Source organism: Sphingomonas sp. (assembly GCF_050725575.1).
In the GTDB taxonomy this organism is placed as follows: Bacteria; Pseudomonadota; Alphaproteobacteria; order Sphingomonadales; family Sphingomonadaceae; genus Sphingomonas.
This window is the reverse complement of sequence record NZ_JBOHHW010000036.1, coordinates 36,790-55,351: the sequence shown is the minus strand read 5'-3', so window position 1 is coordinate 55,351 and position 18,562 is coordinate 36,790. Positions and strand designations below refer to the sequence as shown.

General features: G+C 60.2%; 18 protein-coding genes. 11 read left to right on the top strand and 7 right to left on the bottom strand.

From position 1 onward, the window contains the following. Positions 1 to 99: 99 nt before the first annotated feature. The 5 genes from ACRECS_RS20025 to ACRECS_RS20005 all read right to left on the bottom strand — a co-directional run bounded on the left by ACRECS_RS20025 (position 100) and on the right by ACRECS_RS20005 (position 8,203). Entirely contained in the window at positions 100 to 1,176 is a 1,077-nt protein-coding gene (locus ACRECS_RS20025) for a hypothetical protein (RefSeq protein ID WP_431584715.1), read from the bottom strand. After that, on the bottom strand, positions 1,173 to 2,960 hold the full coding sequence (locus ACRECS_RS20020; RefSeq protein ID WP_431584714.1) for a hypothetical protein: 1,788 nt from the start codon (positions 2,958 to 2,960) through the stop codon (positions 1,173 to 1,175). The genes ACRECS_RS20025 and ACRECS_RS20020 overlap by 4 nt, the downstream gene beginning before the upstream one ends. A 1,119-nt stretch (positions 2,961 to 4,079) precedes the next feature. Next, positions 4,080 to 5,027, bottom strand: a complete 948-nt coding sequence (locus tag ACRECS_RS20015; RefSeq protein ID WP_431584713.1) for an AEC family transporter — start codon at positions 5,025 to 5,027, stop codon at positions 4,080 to 4,082. A 138-nt stretch (positions 5,028 to 5,165) separates the two neighbouring features. Next, positions 5,166 to 6,548 carry an aldehyde dehydrogenase family protein gene (locus ACRECS_RS20010; protein ID WP_431584712.1) on the bottom strand — a complete coding sequence of 461 codons (1,383 nt, stop codon included), beginning with the start codon at positions 6,546 to 6,548 and terminating at the stop codon, positions 5,166 to 5,168. A gap of 11 nt (positions 6,549 to 6,559) precedes the next feature. Then, positions 6,560 to 8,203 (bottom strand): acetolactate synthase large subunit, encoded by a 1,644-nt coding sequence (locus tag ACRECS_RS20005; protein ID WP_431584711.1) that lies wholly within the window; start codon positions 8,201 to 8,203, stop codon positions 6,560 to 6,562. Here ACRECS_RS20005 and ACRECS_RS20000 point away from each other — a divergent pair. Both ACRECS_RS20000 and ACRECS_RS19995 read left to right on the top strand, forming a co-directional pair. After that, positions 8,202 to 8,405, top strand: coding sequence for a hypothetical protein (locus ACRECS_RS20000; protein WP_431584710.1), 204 nt, complete (start codon positions 8,202 to 8,204; stop codon positions 8,403 to 8,405). The two genes, ACRECS_RS20005 and ACRECS_RS20000, sit on opposite strands and share 2 nt — an antisense overlap. A gap of 105 nt (positions 8,406 to 8,510) precedes the next feature. Beyond that, complete coding sequence (locus ACRECS_RS19995; RefSeq protein ID WP_431584709.1) at positions 8,511 to 9,623, top strand: alpha/beta hydrolase; 1,113 nt, start codon at positions 8,511 to 8,513, stop codon at positions 9,621 to 9,623. Positions 9,624 to 9,843: 220 nt separating this feature from the next. Here ACRECS_RS19995 and ACRECS_RS19990 read toward each other — a convergent pair whose 3' ends face one another. Beyond that, on the bottom strand, positions 9,844 to 10,776 hold the full coding sequence (locus tag ACRECS_RS19990) for a LysR family transcriptional regulator (protein ID WP_431584708.1): 933 nt from the start codon (positions 10,774 to 10,776) through the stop codon (positions 9,844 to 9,846). A gap of 62 nt (positions 10,777 to 10,838) precedes the next feature. Between ACRECS_RS19990 and ACRECS_RS19985 the strand changes: the two genes are divergently transcribed. The 7 genes from ACRECS_RS19985 to ACRECS_RS19955 all read left to right on the top strand — a co-directional run bounded on the left by ACRECS_RS19985 (position 10,839) and on the right by ACRECS_RS19955 (position 15,738). Next, positions 10,839 to 11,861 (top strand): polysaccharide deacetylase family protein, encoded by a 1,023-nt coding sequence (locus ACRECS_RS19985; RefSeq protein WP_431584707.1) that lies wholly within the window; start codon positions 10,839 to 10,841, stop codon positions 11,859 to 11,861. A 24-nt stretch (positions 11,862 to 11,885) separates the two neighbouring features. Beyond that, positions 11,886 to 12,596 carry an SDR family oxidoreductase gene (locus tag ACRECS_RS19980; RefSeq protein ID WP_431584706.1) on the top strand — a complete coding sequence of 237 codons (711 nt, stop codon included), beginning with the start codon at positions 11,886 to 11,888 and terminating at the stop codon, positions 12,594 to 12,596. Positions 12,597 to 12,603: 7 nt separating this feature from the next. Beyond that, entirely contained in the window at positions 12,604 to 13,002 is a 399-nt protein-coding gene (locus tag ACRECS_RS19975) for a VOC family protein (protein ID WP_431584705.1), read from the top strand. Beyond that, a complete protein-coding gene (locus ACRECS_RS19970; protein ID WP_431584704.1) occupies positions 12,995 to 13,525 on the top strand; it encodes an ester cyclase in 531 nt (176 codons plus the stop codon). Before ACRECS_RS19975 ends, ACRECS_RS19970 begins: the two co-directional genes overlap by 8 nt. Before the next feature lie 73 nt (positions 13,526 to 13,598). Beyond that, positions 13,599 to 13,979: a hypothetical protein gene (locus tag ACRECS_RS19965; protein ID WP_431584703.1), complete on the top strand. Its 381-nt coding sequence runs from the start codon at positions 13,599 to 13,601 to the stop codon at positions 13,977 to 13,979. Between the two features lie 109 nt (positions 13,980 to 14,088). Continuing rightward, entirely contained in the window at positions 14,089 to 14,886 is a 798-nt protein-coding gene (locus tag ACRECS_RS19960) for an alpha/beta fold hydrolase (protein WP_431584702.1), read from the top strand. A gap of 555 nt (positions 14,887 to 15,441) precedes the next feature. Further along, on the top strand, positions 15,442 to 15,738 hold the full coding sequence (locus ACRECS_RS19955) for a hypothetical protein (protein ID WP_431584701.1): 297 nt from the start codon (positions 15,442 to 15,444) through the stop codon (positions 15,736 to 15,738). Between the two features lie 205 nt (positions 15,739 to 15,943). Here the strand turns inward: ACRECS_RS19955 and ACRECS_RS19950 are convergent, their stop codons facing one another. Continuing rightward, a complete protein-coding gene (locus ACRECS_RS19950) occupies positions 15,944 to 16,552 on the bottom strand; it encodes a TetR/AcrR family transcriptional regulator (protein WP_431584700.1) in 609 nt (202 codons plus the stop codon). Between the two features lie 358 nt (positions 16,553 to 16,910). On the opposite strand from ACRECS_RS19950, the gene ACRECS_RS19945 reads away from it, so the two are divergent. Both ACRECS_RS19945 and ACRECS_RS19940 read left to right on the top strand, forming a co-directional pair. Continuing rightward, entirely contained in the window at positions 16,911 to 17,492 is a 582-nt protein-coding gene (locus ACRECS_RS19945) for an RNA polymerase sigma factor (RefSeq protein ID WP_431584699.1), read from the top strand. A 28-nt stretch (positions 17,493 to 17,520) separates the two neighbouring features. After that, the gene (locus ACRECS_RS19940) at positions 17,521 to 18,513 is read left to right on the top strand and encodes a FecR family protein (protein WP_431584698.1); all 993 of its coding nucleotides are present in this window, start codon (positions 17,521 to 17,523) and stop codon (positions 18,511 to 18,513) included. Positions 18,514 to 18,562: the final 49 nt, after the last annotated feature.

The following is an 18,562-nucleotide window of genomic DNA, read 5'->3' as shown; positions in this document are numbered from 1 at the left end:
GGCAAACAGTTCCTGCGGGTCACGACCAGCCAGAAGCTGGTCCAAAACGTCCTTGTCGATTGCCATATCGATGGTCCTTTCTCTTCCATCTATATGACCTCACGCACAAAATTCCTGACAGTCCCGGTCATAGCCGTAGTAAACATCAGCCACGGTCGAGCCCGGGATATCCTTTATCATATTACGGCTGAGCGCATCATAGGCGTAGCGGATAACATTGCCATCGCGCTTCATCAGCTTGGCGCGGTTGCCGCCGCGATCGTAAGCATATTTCTCGCAATCGTTGCCGGCGGTCCGCGTTTCTGATGGACCCGTCACAACCGCTCCAAACGTGTCGGTCGTCTCAGCGATCGTTCCGACAGTGCATGATGCTGAGCTTCCGATTACGGTTTTCGACGGGAACGACCAAGCGACCAGCCGGTCGAAAGCATCATAAGTATAGCCCGCCAAGTTGCCGTTGGCATCCTTGACACTCGCCTGCTTCCCGTTGGGTGTGTAAGCATAAGTGACGTAGTCCTGCTGGAGCTGCGGCAACCCGTTTGCAATGGTCTGGCCGTAGGCTTTGGTCAGCTTGAGCAACTGTCCCGCAGCATCGTAGACATTCCGGGTGATGCGGTCCGGACCATAAATGCTGCCGGTGGTCGTGAGATTACATGCCGAAGCTGGCAAAGCGCTCCAGGTGGCCGGATTCATGCGTACAGCAGTGCATTCAAGCCGACCGGCCGAATCATAGCTGTATTGCGTGACCCGATAGACCGTTCCACCCGACGATACGGTCTCTTTAAGCTTGTGATCAATCAGATCATAAGTCGTATCGACTTGGCTAAACAGAGTGAAGCCAGGCCATGTTTCGGGCGCCACCGCTTCGGACTGCCAGCTCGCCAGTTCGCCATTCTCCACCCGCGTCGGGCGCCCCGCACTGTCATAAGTAGTCCGCGTCGCTGCAAAATGCAGTGGACCTGCCCCATCGGGATCAGGGCTTATGGTGCCTGTGGCTCTTCCATTGAGGTCATAACGATAACCGACCGTAAAATCTGACGAGCTGGCTTGCGCGCGCGCGCCGGACGCCCCCAGCGCCGCTGTGAAACAAAACGCGATCGCCAAGACGACAATTCGTCTGATCATTCCCAAGCTCCCAGGAGGATTGTGAATTTTCATAGCAACCGCATAGATCATGGGCAGCTTGCCAGCCCGGCACGCGGCGCCGTCTCGCTGATCTTTCGGCCCATTTCGTCGTAACCGTAACAGGCCCGCAAGGAGACGCCGCCATTGCTGACCGTCGTTCCTCGCAAAAGAAGATTATTAGGGCCACTATCCGCACCATAGTCATAACTGGTGACCACCTCATCCAATGCTCCGCCAGCGCACGAGCTTCCGGCTGTCGCGCTGGTCTTACAGGTCTTCACATCGGCAAGAAGCCAGATGGGATGTGCCGCGCGTACATACGCGCCAGTACTATCCTTAATCCAGGCATAGCGCTGCGTGTATGAGTAGCGCTTTACGGGGGACACGCCACTTACGGCCGGGAACGTTTCCATCAGGAGCCCGCCATGGACAACGTCATAGGAATAGCTTGTCACGTTACCCTTGGGATTAGTCATGCTTGTAGGCTTGTTGCAGGTGAAAACGTTGCCGCATGTTGCTGGATAAATGGCGCTTTCGGTTAGCGCCGCCAACCCCGACCCCGGCTTGGGGAGAACCGTCTTTTGAGTAACATTGCCCCGACCATCATAGGTGTAGGAAACATAATTGCCTTCGGGCAGGGTCACCTTTGTGATGCGCTTGTAATTGTCATATTCGTAAGAGATCGCGTGCCCAAGAGAATCGGTAACCTTGGTGATCAGGTGCCGGCGATAACTTCCCTCAATAGTGGTGACGTTTCCTAGCGGATCGGTAATCTTATTTTTGACGAAATCATATGTCGGATACAAGTTGTCGGTCTCCAATCGCTGATAGGTCCAGGTCTGGCCGTTTTTGGTGACATGGAATGGGGCGGACGATGTCTCGTTCCAGACCGAGTCTCTGCTTAACAAGGCAGAGGAACTCACCGGCGTCCTCGCGCTAAGCATCACCCAATCGTTGTCGCCAGCGACATTATATGAAAATGAGTAGGTGCCGCCGAGCGCATCCTGGATGTCATTCGACGTCCTGGGCTCGTTCTTGATCGACGGAAGGATGGTACCGTAGCCACAGGAGTCGACAGCCAGGCTACAATATTTGGTCGCCTCGTTGATCCAATAGGCCTTCTTCAAAAGCCACATGTCGGTGCTATTATGATATTCAAATTTTGCCTGATATCCAAAGCTCGTCTGTAATGACTTTATTCTGTAGGCGTCATACAATGTGCTGCATTCACTACCAATGTTACAATTAGAAGGATATGATGATGCAAAACCCAATGTATAATTTATGTCGATAACATTTCCACTGGGATAAGCTATCTTAGTGGCGACTCCAGACACGGGTCCACCAAGGTAGAGACCGTAACCTGTTCCGCCAAATATCGGACCGTACACGAGTGAGTACTTAAAATCGATGCGAGTGCCATCGCCAGAAATATAAACTGCTGATTTTGTTGCGTCTGAGAAGGTCAACGTACCACCCCGGGCGCCGACCATGCTGTCCTCATTCAGATTGATCTGTCCGGTTGTGGGATACAGATCCTCCGATTTTCCATCGAACGAGACCGTGAACGACACGTCCAGCAGATCAAAGTTGAGACGACCAAGCAGGTTATTGCCGTACATCGGAAATTCGCCACTGAACGCCATTTTCATCTCACCCGCACCAGATCCGATAGCAAGGCTCGGACCAGGGCTCGCCATTCGGAGCGTTACCGGATCTATGCCATTCTCATCCTCGGTTTGATAAGGTATCGGCGGCGGAATGCTTACCTGAACCGTCTGGGCGGACACAGGCCCTGCCAGGATGATGAAAATGATCGGTAGAAACTTGCGCATTAGTTCCTCACAGGCATTTCGCTCTCGAGAAATCTGAGAATCCCGGAAAAGTTTTCGACGAACCTTTCCTAACTGAGCAGGCCAACCCTCTCTGCTCGTGGCTTGAAGGTTCAAGGTGACGGAGTTGGTGTAGGGCTTGGGCAGACGGCTGGCGAACTTGTCGCCACGTCGTAGCGCGTGCGATTACCGGCGGCGTCGAAACAGGTTCCCGTCACGCGACCGTTGTTGGTTCCGCCCGTGATCGTCGCCCCCTTCAATCGGCCTAGACCATCATAGGAATAAGTCGTCGTTTCCTGAGCCAGCGCACTGCACGCCACGATGCCGGCAGCGCCCACAGAACCCAACAACCAGGATTTAACCCGACTCATCGCCCCCTCCGCTCATCCCGCAAACCGGTAGTGGGTGCTCATCGCTTCAGGAGCTTGGCAATAGGCAAACAGCAGCTGGGGACTGTGGGGATATAAATGATGATCTAAGGAGCAAAAAATGTACTCCGCCTGCGACCCAGCAACTGCAGCAGGATCCACGCCGATCCGCCTGCCCGCGAGACTGCAATCTGGTCGCCTCTGATCGAAGCCGTACGGATTGGCACTACTCGATAACAGCGTTCACCGATATCTGACGGGTCCTGCTAAATCGACATTCAACGAAGATGGTCGGCGCGGCATCGCGGCAGCCGTCGGCGCAAATGGCAATATATTCGCCTCGCCGCCTTCAACCGACATCAGCGGGACCGGCCAAACGCGTGGGGTGTGCCATCCACGCCCATTCGTCGAACATTAACCTGAGCGCTTCGATAGGGTCCCAGACTTCGCGCGCATGTGTCTGATCGGCGACGGTGTGGCCGAGGAAAAATCTGAAGCTGGCAACGCCAAGGCCGAGCCTTTGCAGGTGGCGGAATTGCTCCTCTGTGGTGATCCGGAGCGCCAACGTCTCGAAAACCGCGGAACCGCCGGGCGCGCGAGTGGGGATAGGCTGCGTTGTCGCTGTTAAAAGCGATGAACGACACTGTCGCTGCGCTGGGGTAAATCTGCGTCGGGTCCGACCAGAATAACCGATAGACGCCAATGGCTGGCCAATCCGCGACTTCGTGACCCGTGAGGTGCTTGCCGGATCCCATCAGCCATAGAGCCATGCGATCGTCAAAGATAAGGTGATGGCGGAGGAGACGGTGCTGGCGATAACCGTCGAGTTCACTTCCTTCGTGTTCAGGCCATAATTGGCACCGAACAGAACGCCATAGAAACCTGATGGAAATGCAGAGAACATTATGGCCATCTTTGCGGTCGTCTCGGGCACAGGCAACAGTGCGGCGATGCCGAGTGCGAGAACGGGCCGAAGGATGTTCGCCGCAGTGGTTGCTGCAACGACACTCCAGCTCAGTTGGAACCGCTGGCCGGACAACAATAGGCCTGTAATGAAGAGTGCCAGGCCGCCTGCCGCAGCGCCAAGCGGCTGCAACAAGGCTTCCGCAAGCGGAGGAAGGCGCCAGGCAAGCAAGGAAAGCACGGTACCAGCCACTGGTGCCAGCATGATCGGTTTTGCCAGTGGCCGGGATATCGCCCGCAGGAAACGCAGTGCGGCCCCGCCATTCGCTGTCGGGGCGCGGGCCACCGAAAGCTCGAGCAAGGCCAGGGTCAAAGGTGATGGGAGCAACGTGCCCGTCGCAATTACCATGGCCACCGGAACAGCATGGCCGGGCCCGAGCAGGGCGGAGACAACGGGCAGGCCCACTGCCGCTGCGTTGGGTAAGGCAACGGTCAACGCCTGCAGGGCCGCATCACTGCTGACGCGCCTCAGAAAACCAAAGGCGATCAGATACCAGAGGGCATAGACCGACATCATCGCGCCGCCGACAATGACCAGTACCGGCCATTGCTCGAATATCTCCTCCCGGGTTGCCGAGGTTGTCGCAATGAAAAGAGCGGCCGGCAAAGCATAGTTCATGAGAACGGTGTTCAGTTCGCCCGCATGGGCGTTGTTGACGATGTTGAGCTTTCCGGCGGTAAATCCCAGGGATAAGATGAAGAATATGGGAAGCAACGCGAACATGATGATGCTGATCATGGCATATTTCTTCCGGGGTTTTCGGGGTCGGTGGTGTCCATCGCGCGCACGCGATCGCTCTGCCCCTGTTCAAGCAGGTCGTCCGGTATTCAGCTGAACATGTTCGTGCCGGGCGGAATTCGGCTTCTCGCGGTAGCTTCAGTCGTCGTGCATCAGGACGATCATCTTGTCCTGTGACATTTCCCGCATCGACCATGGTATCCCGCCGATGCCGTAACCGGACTGGCGCCGCCCCGCGAACGGCATCCAATCGGTGCGAAATGCAGTGTGATCATTGATCATGACCGCAGAGGCATCGAGACGATGTGCCGCCTGCATCGCGGGGCCAATGTCAGTCGAAAACACGCTGGCTTGAAAGGCAAAGGGCAAGGAATTGGCGGTTTCGATCGCCTGCCCGATCTCCTGGAAGCCGTAGACGCAAGTGACAGGGCCGAAAACCTCGAGCTGAGATAGTTTCACGTCGCCGGGCGGGTCGAGCAGGATGGCGGGGATGAGCGTCGTTTCCGACAGAGAACCTCCGCCGATCACGCGCGCGCCAGCGGATGCCGCTTCGCCGATCCACGATGTCACCCGATCTGCTTCTCGAGCGGTGATCAGGGGGCCGACCTCGGTCTCCGGCAGGAGGGGATCGCCGACGCGCAAAGATTGCACATGCGTGGCAAACTTATCCACGAAATCCGCCAAGATGTCCGTATGAACGAAGATCCGCTGTGTTGAAACGCAGACTTGGCCGGCGTGATAATAGCCGCCCTTGGCAATCGGTTTGATGATCTTGTCGAGATTCGCGCTGCGATCGACGATGACAGGTGCCGCGCCACCATGCTCCAGCGCGCAGCGCGTCCCCGGCGGCAGTTTGCTGCGCAATTGCCAGCCGACGCGGGCCGATCCGATAAAGCTCAAAAAGGACACGCGCGGATCCGTTGCGAGGCGTTCCGCGAGTGCGTTGTCGTCGGTGACAAAGGTCTGACACCAGGGCTCATCGAGGCCCGCCTCGCGGAACAGGGCAACCAGTTCGAGGCACGACAATGGTGTTGCCGTGGCCGGCTTGATGATGACCGGGCAGCCAACGGCGACGGCAGGAGCCACCTGATGAACGATCAGGTTTAGTGGATGATTGAAGGCCGAGATGGCCGCCACCACCCCAATCGGCTCTTTCGTCGTGAACGCCCAACGTCCCTCGCTGGCAGACGTCAAGCCCATCGGGATTTCCCGGCCGGCGAAATGCCTCAGTTCATCCGCTGCATTGCGCAAGCCATCGATCGCCCGAAGCACTTCGACCGCCGCATCCGCAATCGGCTTGCCGCCTTCCATGGCGATGAGCGTGGCGAAATGCGCCTGTCGGGTCTCCAGCAGGCCCGCAGTGCGCAGTAGGATGGCGCTACGTTGATGCGGTTTCAGCCACGCATCGCGGTCCCGCGTCATTCGCAACGCTGAAGCGAGCTTGATTTCCAACGCCTGGGCGTCGTCGAGCGCGATTTCTGCAATGACCGAGCGGTTGAAGGCCTGCACGACCGGCATCATTCGCGACACCGTCACATTCCCTTCCTGGCGGTCAGTCGTTCACGCAATTCATCAACCAGAACGCGCTTATTTTCCGAATAGTCGATCGGCACGATGACGAGATGCACGCCGCCGGCGGAGAACGCTTTTTCGAGAGTGGGTTGTATTTCAGCGACTGCCCCGATCCGGGATGCTTTTGCCCCATAGGCCTCGGCATATTTCACGAAATCCGGGTTTCCAAAGGTCATGCCGAAATCGGGAAACGCGTCGACCGCTTGCTTCCAGCGGATCATGCCGAAGGCGTGATCCTCGATGATCAGCACGACGAGGTTGAGTTTGAGCCTGACAGCCGTTTCCAGCTCCTGGCTGTTCATCATGAAGCCGCCGTCGCCGCAAATGGCCATGACGCGGCGTTCGGGGTAAAGCATGGCGGCCATCATCGCAGACGGCAGGCCGGCCCCCATGGTGGCCAGGGCGTTATCGAGCAATATCGTATTCGCCATCTGCGTTCGATAGTTTCGAGCAAACCAGATCTTATACATCCCGTTGTCGAGAGCCAGGATGCCGTCCGGCGGCATGACTTCGCGCACGTCATGCACCAGACGTTGCGGCGTGAAGCGTTCGTCGGTGGCCCCGGCGGCAACGCGGCTCAGAATGTTTTCGCGCATGGGCAGAAGAGCTTGCGCATTGGCAATTTTCCCTTCGACGCGATCCGCCAACAGCCTCAGCGACAAGCCGAGATCACCAACCACCTCGGTCTGGGGAAAATAGACCTGCTCGACGGTGGCGGGCTGATATCCGACATGAATGACCTGTGGTCCATCCGGGCCCATGATGAACGGCGGCTTCTCGACCGTATCATGACCTATGGTGACGATGAGATCGGCTCGTTCTATCGCCTCGTGTATATAGTCGCGCTCGGAAAGCGCTGCCGTTCCCATGTAGAGATTGGTTCCCCCGGGTACGGTGCCCTTGCCCATCTGGGTCGTGAAATAGGGAATTTGGATTCGCAATACGAACTCGGCAAGATCGGGTGTCGATCTTGGCCGGGAAGCCGCCGCCCCCAGCATGAGCAGCGGACGTTGAGCCTGCATGATGATCGCCGCGGCGCGATCAAGGGCGCTCGTACTCGCTTGCGAAAGCTCCACGGGATGGGGAGGAACCAAGCTGACGTCAGCGCATTCCTCGGCGGCAATGTCCTCGGGAAGTTCCAGATGTACAGGCCCCGGACGCTCCTCCTGCGCGACGCGAAACGCTTCGCGGACAAGTGTCGGGATCGACATGGGGGAGACGATCTGGCGCGAAAGCTTAGTGAGAGGCTTCATCGCGGCAACGACGTCCACGATCTGAAAGCGTGCCTGCCGAGACGATAATATTCCTTTCTGACCCGTGATCATGATCATCGGCATCGCCCCGAGCAACGCGTAGGCGGCCCCAGTCGTGAGGTTCAACGCGCCGGGCCCGAGCGTGGTCAGGCAAACGCCGGGCTTTCCGGTGAGCCTTCCATATGTGGCAGCCATGAAGGCGGCAGCCTGTTCGTGGCGAGTCACGACGAGTTTGATGGATGACTTCCGAAGAGACTCGACGACGTCCAGGTTCTCTTCTCCTGGAATGCCGAAAATGCGCTCCACTCCCTCATTTTCGAGGGCGGCGATAAGAAGGTCAGACCCTTTCATGGCAACGATCTCCTATATAAATCTGATGGTAGATTGGTGGAATATTGCCGTTCCGGCTGGCACAATGTTCGAACTGATTGCCTCATGTTTGCCGGGGCAGGAAACGCCCCCGGCACGCTCGCCCGCCGGGCTGTTCGATGGCTGGGGAGATGCGGCTCGCTCGCTTGCATGGGCTAAATATGTTGAGTCCGGTGCATCGTGACTATGGGCAAGAAGGGCAAGTCAGTGTCAAATTACAGTTGAGGAACTAAGTGGAATCTGGCTATATATAGTTGAAATAACACGTAAATATTCCTGTATTTAGACGGTGCTTGATCAAGGAAAGGCAGCTTGCTGCGACCATGTCATCGCCAGCAGCGCTTGCGGCGATTTCAGATGCAATATACGAATCGAGCGTTCTGTTTGCTGTGCTGCACCATCCACAGCATGCAAGCGCTCCGAAAAAACGCGCTCGCGGCCGGCTTTTATCGAGCGGAGCGGGGAGGGAGGGGCACCTCACCCGGGCAATATTTTGCCGTGTGAAGCCGGCGACGACGTTTTGTCGGGGGCGATTGAAAGCCGTCTCCTGCTGCAAGGAATTCCGATGCAAAAAATACTTGTGCGCTTGATGATCGCCTCCGGGCTGGTCGTGGCTGTTGCGACCACCGCTCTGGCATTTTCAGGCGGCCGTTCGGATCGGACATTGACCCCGGATTCGATCGCCGTTCCCAGCGAACAAGTATATCATCTCCCCTTGCCCGGGCGCGCGATCCAAAATCTTCTCTACGCAGCCCCTGCCGAGCCCCGGGGGACCATCGTCATGCTGCCCGGCGGGGCAGGCGAGCTCGGATTGACGGCCGATGGTGATGTGCGTCACGGCGACAATTTCGTCGTTCGGACTCGGCGACTATGGGTCGCTCATGGCTATGCCGTCATTATCCCCGACACCATCGATCGCGCAAATCTGCGCGGAGATCGGAGTTCGCCTGTCTATGCCGACATCGTCGCGCGGCTCGTTGCCTTCGCGCATGATCGGGCAGCGCGCCCCGTCTATCTTCTCGGCACGAGCCAGGGGTCGATCGCGGCGATGAATGGTGCGGCTCATGCGCGCGCCGGTTCGATCGCGGGTGTCGTGCTGACAGAGTCCGTTTCAGTGCTCGGCGGCAGCCATGAGACCGTTTTCGACGCGGACCCACGCGATGTTCGAGTTCCGGCGCTGGTTGTTGCCAATCAGGCCGATGCATGCCCGGTTGCGCCGCCTCAGAACGCGGATCGGATCGCACGGGCCATGATCCATTCTCCAGACGTGCAGGTTCGGATGGTCGATGGTGGTGAGCAGCGCTCGAACGACGCTTGCGGCTCCCTCACGCCCCATGGCTATTATGGAATAGAACAGTCTGTCGTCGCACTGATCACCCGGTGGATGAGCGAGCATGTCTGAATGCGCGAGAGTGTTCCGAGCGTGCGGCCGATTGCGACAGGCTATTTCGGCGGGGTTGAGGATCGCTGCTGTGCGTGTCGTCGCATCAGGCGGCGTCCGCGCATTCCGCGCAATGTGTTCACAGATGGAATTCGCGACCCGACCGCTGCGTTTTTCGGGGCAGACATATCGACGCTTGGCTCCATGATGCCAGCGCGTGGCGTGGAGCGGATGCCCGGGTTCAAGCGGGCGCTTCATGTGTCTGACGACGATTCCGACCCGCACGCAGCACCGCGGCGACATGGGCGGCGAGTTCGTCCAGCAAAACGCGAGTCTTCAAGGGCAAATGCTGCGCACTGGGGAACAGCGCAACGATCGGTGCCTGCCCGCAATGCCATTCGGGAAGCACGCGTTCGAGCAGGCCAATTGCAAGGTCCTCCGCGATGTCGATCTCGGATTTGAGAACGATCCCAAGTCCGGCGAGCGCCCAATCGCGCACGGCATCACCATTGTCGACCCGCAGCCGTGCCGATGCGGACAGGGTGGCCGTCGCGCCGTCCGCTCGTTCGAGACGCCAAGGTTCAAACGCGTTTCCATATCGAATAAAGTCGTGCCGTGCTGCGTCAGCCGGTGTCGCGGGGCGACCTGCGCGATCGAGATATGACGGCGCCGCGACCAGGATGCGATGGTTGTCGGAAAGCTTGCGCATCATCGAAGAACTGTCGGCAAGTGCGCCGATGCGAACGGCAAGGTCGAGGCCGTCGCTGACGAGATCGGCCAACCGATCATCGAGCTGGAGCGATATCCCAAGTCGAGGATGGCGTCGGGCGAGCTCACCGAGCACCGGCGCGACATGCCGCCGACCAAAAGAGACCGGAGCACTGACCCGCAAAGTGCCAGTCGGCTCGTCACGTCCGCCGGCCAGGCGCTTCTCACCACTTTCGATCGCGTCGAGCGCGTGTTCAATGTCGATCAGCAAGCGCTTGCCTTCTTCTGTTGCGCTGAGAGCCCGGGTGGTCCGATGGATCAGGCTCACACCCGCACGGGCCTCGAGCGTGGTCAGCCGCTTGCTGACCACCGCCAATGTGACGCCCAGACGGCGAGCCGCGCCCGAAAGGCTGCCTTCGGCCAGAATCGCACGGAAAGTCTTCAATTCGTTCAGATCGTCAAGCATCGAATTATCAACTTGAATGCAAATAAGACTCGCTTGCTCGCACGATTATCACGCGTGAGGCAATGGTCTATTTCGTCGATATGACAGATCCAGCTTTCCCACTCACCCGCCGGACGCTGCTGGGCAGCGGCCTTGCTACAGCGGCGGCGGCCTCCCTCTCATCCGCTCTCAATGCAAAGGAGTTCATCATGTCGGCAACTGAACCTTTCTGGCCCAACAACGCCCGCCTTGCCGTCAGCTTCTCGCTGATGTTCGAAGCTGGCGGTCAGTCGATCTCCGGTGCGGGCGGTGTCGTCCCCGAGCCGATCGAGAAGGGCTTGCCGGATCTGCCGACCAATGCCTTTTTCCAGTACGGAATTTATGAAGGCGTCCCACGCATCCTTGACCTGATGGACAAGCATCAGGTCAAGCTCAGTTCATTCATGGTTGGCCAGGCGGTCGAGAAAGCTCCCGATCTTGCCCGCGAAATCGTCAAGCGCGGGCATGAGGCCGCAGCCCATGGCCAAACCTGGCAAAACAGCTACGCCCTCGATCCCGATGCCGAGCGTCGCTTCATCACCAACGGCGTCGAGGCAATCCTGAAAGCGACCGGTCAGCAGCCGATCGGCTGGAACGCCTATTGGATGCGCAATTCGCCTCACACCCTCGATATTCTTCAGTCGCTCGGTTTCAAATACCATATCGACGAACCCAGCATGGACGAGCCTTTCATCGTCAAGCTGAAGGGCGGCGATTTTGTCACCGTTCCGTACACCCTGCATATGAACGACATTGTCTCTTTTCCTTTCGTCGGCTGGAATCCGGCCGCCTATGAGCAGGCGCTGAAGGACGAGTTCGATCAGCTCTACGAGGAAGGTGCCCATCGTCGGCGCATGATGGTTATTTCGCTGCACGACCGCATCTCGGGCCATGCCAATCGGGTACGCGTACTCGATCGCTTTCTGGCCTATGCCAAGTCGAAGCCGGGCGTCTGGTTCGCCCGCAAGGACGAGATCGCCAAATGGGCGCTCGAACATCGTGCGATCACGCCCGTCTATGATCGCGGTGCTCCGACGGTTAGCGGCCTGCCCGGTTCGGCGGCCTGAGATTTGGCGGCAAGGAGCCTCATCATGTCTTTCGATCTTATAGGGAAACGCGTCCTTGTCGTGGGCGCGGGTGGCGGCATCGGCGCCGCCACCGCTGCAGCGTTCGGTCATGCCGGAGCACAGCTGTTCGTTGCCGGCCGGCCCGGACCAAGACTCGATGCCGTCAGCACTGAAACCGACGGCGAGGCGGTAGCGCTCGACCTGCTCGACAACGCTGCGATCGAAGCGTTCTTTGCCGCTGCGGAGCCGTTCGATCACGTCGTGATTGCGGCCGCCGCGACCAGGAGCGGTTCGGTTGCCGGGCTGGCGCTCGACGACGCCAAAGCGTCGATGGACAGCAAATTCTGGGGTGCCTACCGCATCGCTCGGGCGGCGAAAGTCGTCGCCGGCGGCTCGATCACCTTTGTGTCGGGTTTTCTCGCGCACCGCCCGAACGCCGGCGCTGTACTGCAGGGCGCGATCAATGCCGCTCTGGAAGCGCTCGGCCGCGGACTGGCACTCGAACGCGCGCCGGTCCGCGTCAATACGGTCTCACCCGGCCTGATCGACACACCGCTCTGGAGCGGCATGCGGGAGGCCGACCGAAAGGCGATGTTCGTCCGCACCGCCGGAAGCCTGCCCGCGCGCCGCGTCGGTCAACCAGACGATATCGCGCAGGCCATCCTGTTCGTCGCCACCAATCCGTTTGTCACCGGCACGACCGTCACGGTCGATGGCGGCGGCACGATCGCGTGAGGCCGGCATGCTCGACCATGCCACCTTGCGCACGCACGATCCGGAGGGGACGCGTGCCTTTCTGGAAGCGGTCCTGGATCTGAAGCCCGGCTATCGCCCAGATTTTTCCTTTCCCGGTTACTGGCTCTACGCCGGGGACGCGCCTGTCGTGCATCTTATTCCAGGCGACGGTGGTCAAATCGATCGCGGCGGCGAGGCGATCGATCATGTCGGCTTTCGGCTGACCGATTACGACGCCTATCGTCGCAAGCTCAAGGCTCTCCACGTCTCGTATTCGCAAATGGAATTGCCCGAGCTCGGTGAGCGGCGGCTGTTCGTACGAACCCCCACAGGCATCCTGCTCGAACTGGTTTTCCGGGAGAATGATGCCGCATCCCCAACCCGGCAGGAGCAACGTCATGCATAAGTTTCTCGTGGTCATCGCTCTTGCCGGGACGATGCTTTCGGCACCTGCGCTGGCAAAGGAAGTGAAGATCGACGACCTTGTCGTCGTCACATCGATGCCAGCGGCGCAGCGGGATGCCGCGATCGACGCGACAAACGCCTTTTATCAGTTCTGGAACACCGGTGACGAAGCCTTGCTGAAGGCCGCGATCGCGCCCGACTTCACAGATCATACGCTTCCGCCGGGGCGACCTCAGGGACCGCAAGGCCCGGCATTCGCCTCGAAACGGTTCCGCGCGGCGGTTCCCGATTTGAGCGTCGAAGTCCGGAAGATGGTCGTGGCCGGCGACTATGTGACCGTACACATGGAATTCACAGGTCATTTCACGGGCAGTTTCGGGCAGGTCAAGGGCAAGGGCCAGGCGATTGATTTCATCGCGACCGATCTCATCAAGGTCTCCAACGGTCGCATCACTGACAATTGGCACATTGAGGACAATCTGACGCTTCTCTCGCAGATGGGCGTCGCCAAAGTCGAGCAGTGAACGCTCGCGACTGGCGGGAAGGGTATCTTGATTATGAAGCTCGTTGAACCACATCGCCTTTGGAGGATCGCTTATGCCCCATATCAGCATTGAGGCGACGCCGCGGCTGGCAGCCGCGCTGGATTTCCGCAGCGTGTTCGCGGCCATCCACCACCGCCTCGCCGATGAAGGTCATGGCAAGCTCGATGATTTCAAAAGCCGGGTACACGTCACCGCAACGCACCTTGCGGGCGACGATCCGGACGGTGAGATTCTGGTTGCCAGACTGATGACCACCAATCCGCGACCCGCAGACGTCCAGCGCGCCATGGCTCAGACGATACATGATCTGCTCACTGCGGCGATAGAGACGGAGCTTCGCCCTTATTGGTGGCAATGCTGCGTCCTAAACGAGCCGTTCGAGCGGGCCGACTATTTCAAGACCGACTCGCAGGGAGGAGGGGCGAACTCGTGACGCGCGGCGTAGCGGACGTGATGGTCGAAGTGCCGGCAAAGCACTGCCACGGCGCGCCCGGCGATATTCGCGCCTCAACCGCTTCGCAACCTCAAGGGAGCCCGCATCCATGATAACCCGGCGCGCATTCACAACAGCATTGGTTTCCACCGCCGCGGCGTCGTTGATACCCAACCGCGCCATGGCGGCGCTTGCCGCGCCCGTGAAGGCGCGCAATGTCGTCCTCGTCCACGGGTTGTTCGCTGATGGATCATGCTGGTCGGAGGTGATCGGGCGATTGCAGGCGGCAGGGCTGAACGCCACGGCCGTGCAGAATCCTTTGACGACATTGCCTGAAGCGGTCGCTTCGGCGGAGCGCGTGCTGGCGCGGCAGGATGGTCCGACAGTCCTGGTCGGGCATTCCTTTTCCGGGATGATCGTTACCGAGGCGGGCATGCATCCAAATGTTTCGGCGCTGGTCTATGTGGCCGCACGAGCACCCGATGCCGGCGAAGATTACACGGCTTTGGCGAAGAGGTATCCGACGCCGCCCGCAACCGCCGGGATTGTCTTCGACGGCGACGAAGGGCGCCTTGGCGAGGCTGCGTTCCTGCGCGATTTCGCGGGCGATCTGCCGGAAGCAAAGGCAAGGATACTTTATGCGGTCCAGGAACCGTTCCACAAGGAGCTGCTCTTGGGCAAGACCACGCAGGCGGCCTGGCGGACGAAGCCGGGCTACTATGCCGTTTCGACGGAAGATCGCACAATCGATCCCGATCTCGAACGATTCATGGCCAAGCGCATGGGTGCCAAGACGATCGAAGTGAAGGCCGGCCATCTGGCGCTGATTTCTCATCCCGACGAAATCACGCAGTTGATCCTCGAAGCCGCCGGCGCATCAGACGTGTCCGAAAAGCGAGGGCGGTGAGGAATGTGGTTTAGCCCGGACCCAAGGTAGGGCTTGGCGGATGAGCGGCTAGGACAGCATTTGCGTCCTCGCCAAGGACACGCTCGTTTTCCGGCCGCGAGCGCCGTTGGGCCGACAACAATGGGCGCCGCCCGCACAGGTGCCGCATTGCCATGCGACCCGCTTGGAAAAGGCCGCGCGCACGATATGCGGCGGCGGCGACGGTTTATGTTCCTCCCGACCTGAGTTGCCATCGCGGCGCGCTTATCTCCGTCAGCCGCCCATCAGGAGCACCTGATGAACAAGCGCCGGGCGGCCTTGCCGGCACAGCAAGCAGCAGCGATGCACGAAAGCCGAGGCCGGTCAGTGCCCGGGATGAATTACGCTTCACATTTCCCGATACGGCAGTCGTTTCGGTAGCGATGGACTGTCGTCTGCGCGGGGCGGGTTAAGACGGAGCATGCAAGGCGAGCCAATGGCTGCCGTCCAGTCCGCTTTCTACCCTGGTATGCATGTCCATGCGCAGCGGCTGCGCTTCCGAAGACTGAGTAAGGTGTATTGCAGTATTGAAGAATCATGATTCATCGTTCATTTATGGTGACGACGCTGATTGATGATGCGCTACGCCGAAAGGAAATAGCGATGACCGTCCAAGTCGATCTCTACGTTGATCTAAGCCGTCCATCGTGCCTGATCAGCGCACATTGTTTTGATCAAGTGACCGCAATGCACTTTGTGGAGGCTGACATCGCCATCGACTATCATCCTGCCCTACCGATACCGGACTTTCCGGCTGATGGCATGGCGATGGCCGCATTGGTGCGGCAATGTTTCGGTCTCGACGGCCCGGCTCGCGCCGGAGTCCGCTCTTAGGATTTCATCGGGCCGGGTGGCCGAGGCGCATGTCCAGGCCCGCAGGGCTAAAGGCCTCGGCGCATGCCTCAAGCATGTTCCTCGACACCCGGCTTGCGCGGTGCGGTATTCGGTCGGGTCGTCGCTCGGGCGCGCTTGTCTTGCTTGTTCGATGTCCGAAACCAGGAGGATCGCGACAGCCGCGTGCCCGACCAGGTCAGGACACTCAGCTTTGGCGGAGCAGGTTGTCGAGCGTGCCTTCAAGCATCTCCGCCAGCGCCTGCCGATCAACGGGCGCCGCGCCGTCGCGACTGGCCACGATACGGATGAGGGCCAGGCCGAGAATCTGCGCGGCGATCATCATGCTCCTTTCGCGAGACCGGGCGCCGCCAAGCGCGGTCGCCAGGGCCGCGAGAAAATCCCGGTCGAGGCCCGTCGCGAGGATTGGTCCTGCCAATGGGCTGCTGATCGAGGCGAGCATCAGGAGCAGGGGATTATAGTCGTGTTGCCAGACGCCGTCCTCCCAATCGCCCAGCAGCAGTTCGGAGGCATGGCTTGCCAACCGGGCGACACCATCAGCCAGCAGGTCGTCGGTGCCGAATGCGCTATCCACGATCGCGCGGAACAACGCTTCCTTCGAGCCGAAATGGCGGATTACCAAGGCCGGATCGACCCCGGCATCGGCGGCGATATCGCGCACGCCCGCGCCTTCAAAGCTTGCGTGGGAGAAACGGATCTTAGCGGCGTCGAGGATGCGGCGACGCGACCGGTCCGGATCGCGTGGCGCCGCGCGCCGTTGGCGGCGTGGTTGCTCGGTGGTGTCGCCTTTCGACATAATGGATTTTAATCAACGATCGTTGAATAGCTGTCGACGCGACGGTGGGCGGTCCCGGGACCGCCACTTGCATTGCCGGGGCTGATCTTTAAGCTGATGGCGCGTCGCCATGGTGACGCGAAGGCACGCGAGCAGCGTTGTCGGAAAGATGGGCCGGAGCGTCAGAGCGTCCGGACGACTGTCGCGAATGTCCAGGCCGCGTGGCGGCTAAAGGCGATGGTGCAGCTTCCGGCCGTCTCGCACGTTCGGCCGCGCCGAACGGCTTTCCTGCCGGAGAATGGCCCATGCTGTTGGGCTCGGGGGTCGCGTGCGCGCCGCGCGATCGACACGCTGGCCAATTGGCCAGCGAAGCGCTGCCATGCGTCTGAACCTCGACGGGGAACCGCTGGTCGGCAAGCCGATCGCCGAAGCCGATCCGTTGCCGCCGGTCGATCGCGTGCCGCGTGCTCCGGCGGCCGAGCTCGACCTGCTGTACCGGGCATATTGGCACAAGCTGTTGCGCTTTGTCCGGCGCCGCGGCCCGCCGGATTTGGCCCCCGATATCGTACAGCAGTTGTTCGTGCGGCTGACTGCGCAAGCGGTCGATGCGATGCCCGCGATCAGGGCGCCGGACGCCTATCTCCAGCAGGCGGCGCGCAACCTGATCCGCGACGAGGCGCGGGCTGCCGAGCGCCGCTCGGCGCATCTTCACATCTGCCTCGACGATGTGCCGCTGGCTGCGCATGATCCGATCGCGGCGCTGGAGGCGCGCGATATGCTGCAGCGCTTTGAAGCCTCAGTCGCGCGGCTTGATCCGCGAACGCGCGAGATATTCCTCGCGCATCGCATTGACGGCTTCAGCTATGGCGAGATCGCATTGCGGACGGGGTTGCACATCAAGACGGTCGAGAAGCATATGAGCCGTGCCATCGCCTTTCTTGGCCGGCAATTTCGGCGATGAGGGCGCAGCATTGTGAGTCGATCCTTCGATGACCACCGAGAAGAGCGCCGCTGACTGGTTTGCGAGGATGCATGGTCCGGATGCGGGCGATGCACGCCATGCCTTTGCGCAATGGTCTGCCAATCCGGACAACGCGGCCGCCTATGAGCATCTTGTGCGCGCCTGGGACCAGTCGATGTTCCTTGCCAACACGTCGACCGGCCGGGCGCGGGATCTCACGCCTGCAAGATCCGGTGGCGGCTACAGAAGCGCTGCAGTCCTTTGCGCCGGGGTCGTGCTCGCCATCGCCCTTGGTCTCGTGCTGATTGCCCGACTTGGTGCTCCCGACAGGCGTGTCGAGGCAGGTGCCGTCGCGACCGAAATAGCATCGAGCGGGGGAGGGGTACGCACCATCAGGCTCTCTGACGCCTCGCGAATCATGCTTGATCGTTCATCGCGGCTGGAGATCGCTTTTACCGGTACCGAGCGCCGGTTGCGGCTCGTCGCAGGCCGTGCGCGGTTCGATGTCGCCCATGATCGGGCGCGCCCCTTCGTGGTGGCTGCGGGCGGCGGCAGCGTCATCGCGCACGGGACGATGTTCGACATCGCCGTCACATCGAAGCAAATCGACGTGATGCTGCTTCGCGGCGCTGTCGAGGTCCGCGACGGGTCGGGCGCTCGCGCGCCGCTGCATGTTCGGCATTTGCAGCCGGGGCAAAAGGTCGCGTTGTTCACTGCCGGAATCAGCAAGCCGGTCGCTGTGACGCACACGGATGTACAATGGCCGCAGACCATGGTCGAATTCGAGGCAGTGCCGCTCGGCACCGCCGTCGCGGCGTTCAACCGGATCGGCGGGCGGACGATCCTGGTCGAGGATCTGGCTGCGCGGCGGCTGCGAGTGACCGGCGCCTTTCGCCGTGACGATCCGCAAGGCTTCGCTGATACTCTTGCCGCCACCTTCGGCCTCACGGTCCGGCGCAATGCCGATGCGACCTTGTCGCTCGTTCCCGGACAATCGGCGGCCGGCTCAAAAAAACCATAGGGTAACTCGGTTCCCCGGCGTCTCGCCCCCCGAAGGGCCGCTCTGAAAG

Excerpts from the sequence above, each read along its gene's own strand:
- ACRECS_RS20025 (WP_431584715.1), bottom strand. The coding sequence starts at position 1,176 with ATGATCTATGCGGTTGCTATGAAAATTCACAATCCTCCTGGGAGCTTG.
- ACRECS_RS20020 (WP_431584714.1), bottom strand. The coding sequence starts at position 2,960 with ATGCGCAAGTTTCTACCGATCATTTTCATCATCCTGGCAGGGCCTGTG.
- ACRECS_RS20015 (WP_431584713.1), bottom strand. The coding sequence starts at position 5,027 with ATGATCAGCATCATCATGTTCGCGTTGCTTCCCATATTCTTCATCTTA.
- ACRECS_RS20010 (WP_431584712.1), bottom strand. The coding sequence starts at position 6,548 with ATGATGCCGGTCGTGCAGGCCTTCAACCGCTCGGTCATTGCAGAAATC.
- ACRECS_RS20000 (WP_431584710.1), top strand. The coding sequence starts at position 8,202 with ATGGCAACGATCTCCTATATAAATCTGATGGTAGATTGGTGGAATATT.
- ACRECS_RS20005 (WP_431584711.1), bottom strand. The coding sequence starts at position 8,203 with ATGAAAGGGTCTGACCTTCTTATCGCCGCCCTCGAAAATGAGGGAGTG.
- ACRECS_RS19990 (WP_431584708.1), bottom strand. The coding sequence starts at position 10,776 with ATGCTTGACGATCTGAACGAATTGAAGACTTTCCGTGCGATTCTGGCC.
- ACRECS_RS19985 (WP_431584707.1), top strand. The coding sequence starts at position 10,839 with ATGGTCTATTTCGTCGATATGACAGATCCAGCTTTCCCACTCACCCGC.
- ACRECS_RS19980 (WP_431584706.1), top strand. The coding sequence starts at position 11,886 with ATGTCTTTCGATCTTATAGGGAAACGCGTCCTTGTCGTGGGCGCGGGT.
- ACRECS_RS19975 (WP_431584705.1), top strand. The coding sequence starts at position 12,604 with ATGCTCGACCATGCCACCTTGCGCACGCACGATCCGGAGGGGACGCGT.
- ACRECS_RS19970 (WP_431584704.1), top strand. The coding sequence starts at position 12,995 with ATGCATAAGTTTCTCGTGGTCATCGCTCTTGCCGGGACGATGCTTTCG.
- ACRECS_RS19965 (WP_431584703.1), top strand. The coding sequence starts at position 13,599 with ATGCCCCATATCAGCATTGAGGCGACGCCGCGGCTGGCAGCCGCGCTG.
- ACRECS_RS19960 (WP_431584702.1), top strand. The coding sequence starts at position 14,089 with ATGATAACCCGGCGCGCATTCACAACAGCATTGGTTTCCACCGCCGCG.
- ACRECS_RS19955 (WP_431584701.1), top strand. The coding sequence starts at position 15,442 with ATGATTCATCGTTCATTTATGGTGACGACGCTGATTGATGATGCGCTA.
- ACRECS_RS19950 (WP_431584700.1), bottom strand. The coding sequence starts at position 16,552 with ATGTCGAAAGGCGACACCACCGAGCAACCACGCCGCCAACGGCGCGCG.
- ACRECS_RS19945 (WP_431584699.1), top strand. The coding sequence starts at position 16,911 with ATGCGTCTGAACCTCGACGGGGAACCGCTGGTCGGCAAGCCGATCGCC.
- ACRECS_RS19940 (WP_431584698.1), top strand. The coding sequence starts at position 17,521 with ATGACCACCGAGAAGAGCGCCGCTGACTGGTTTGCGAGGATGCATGGT.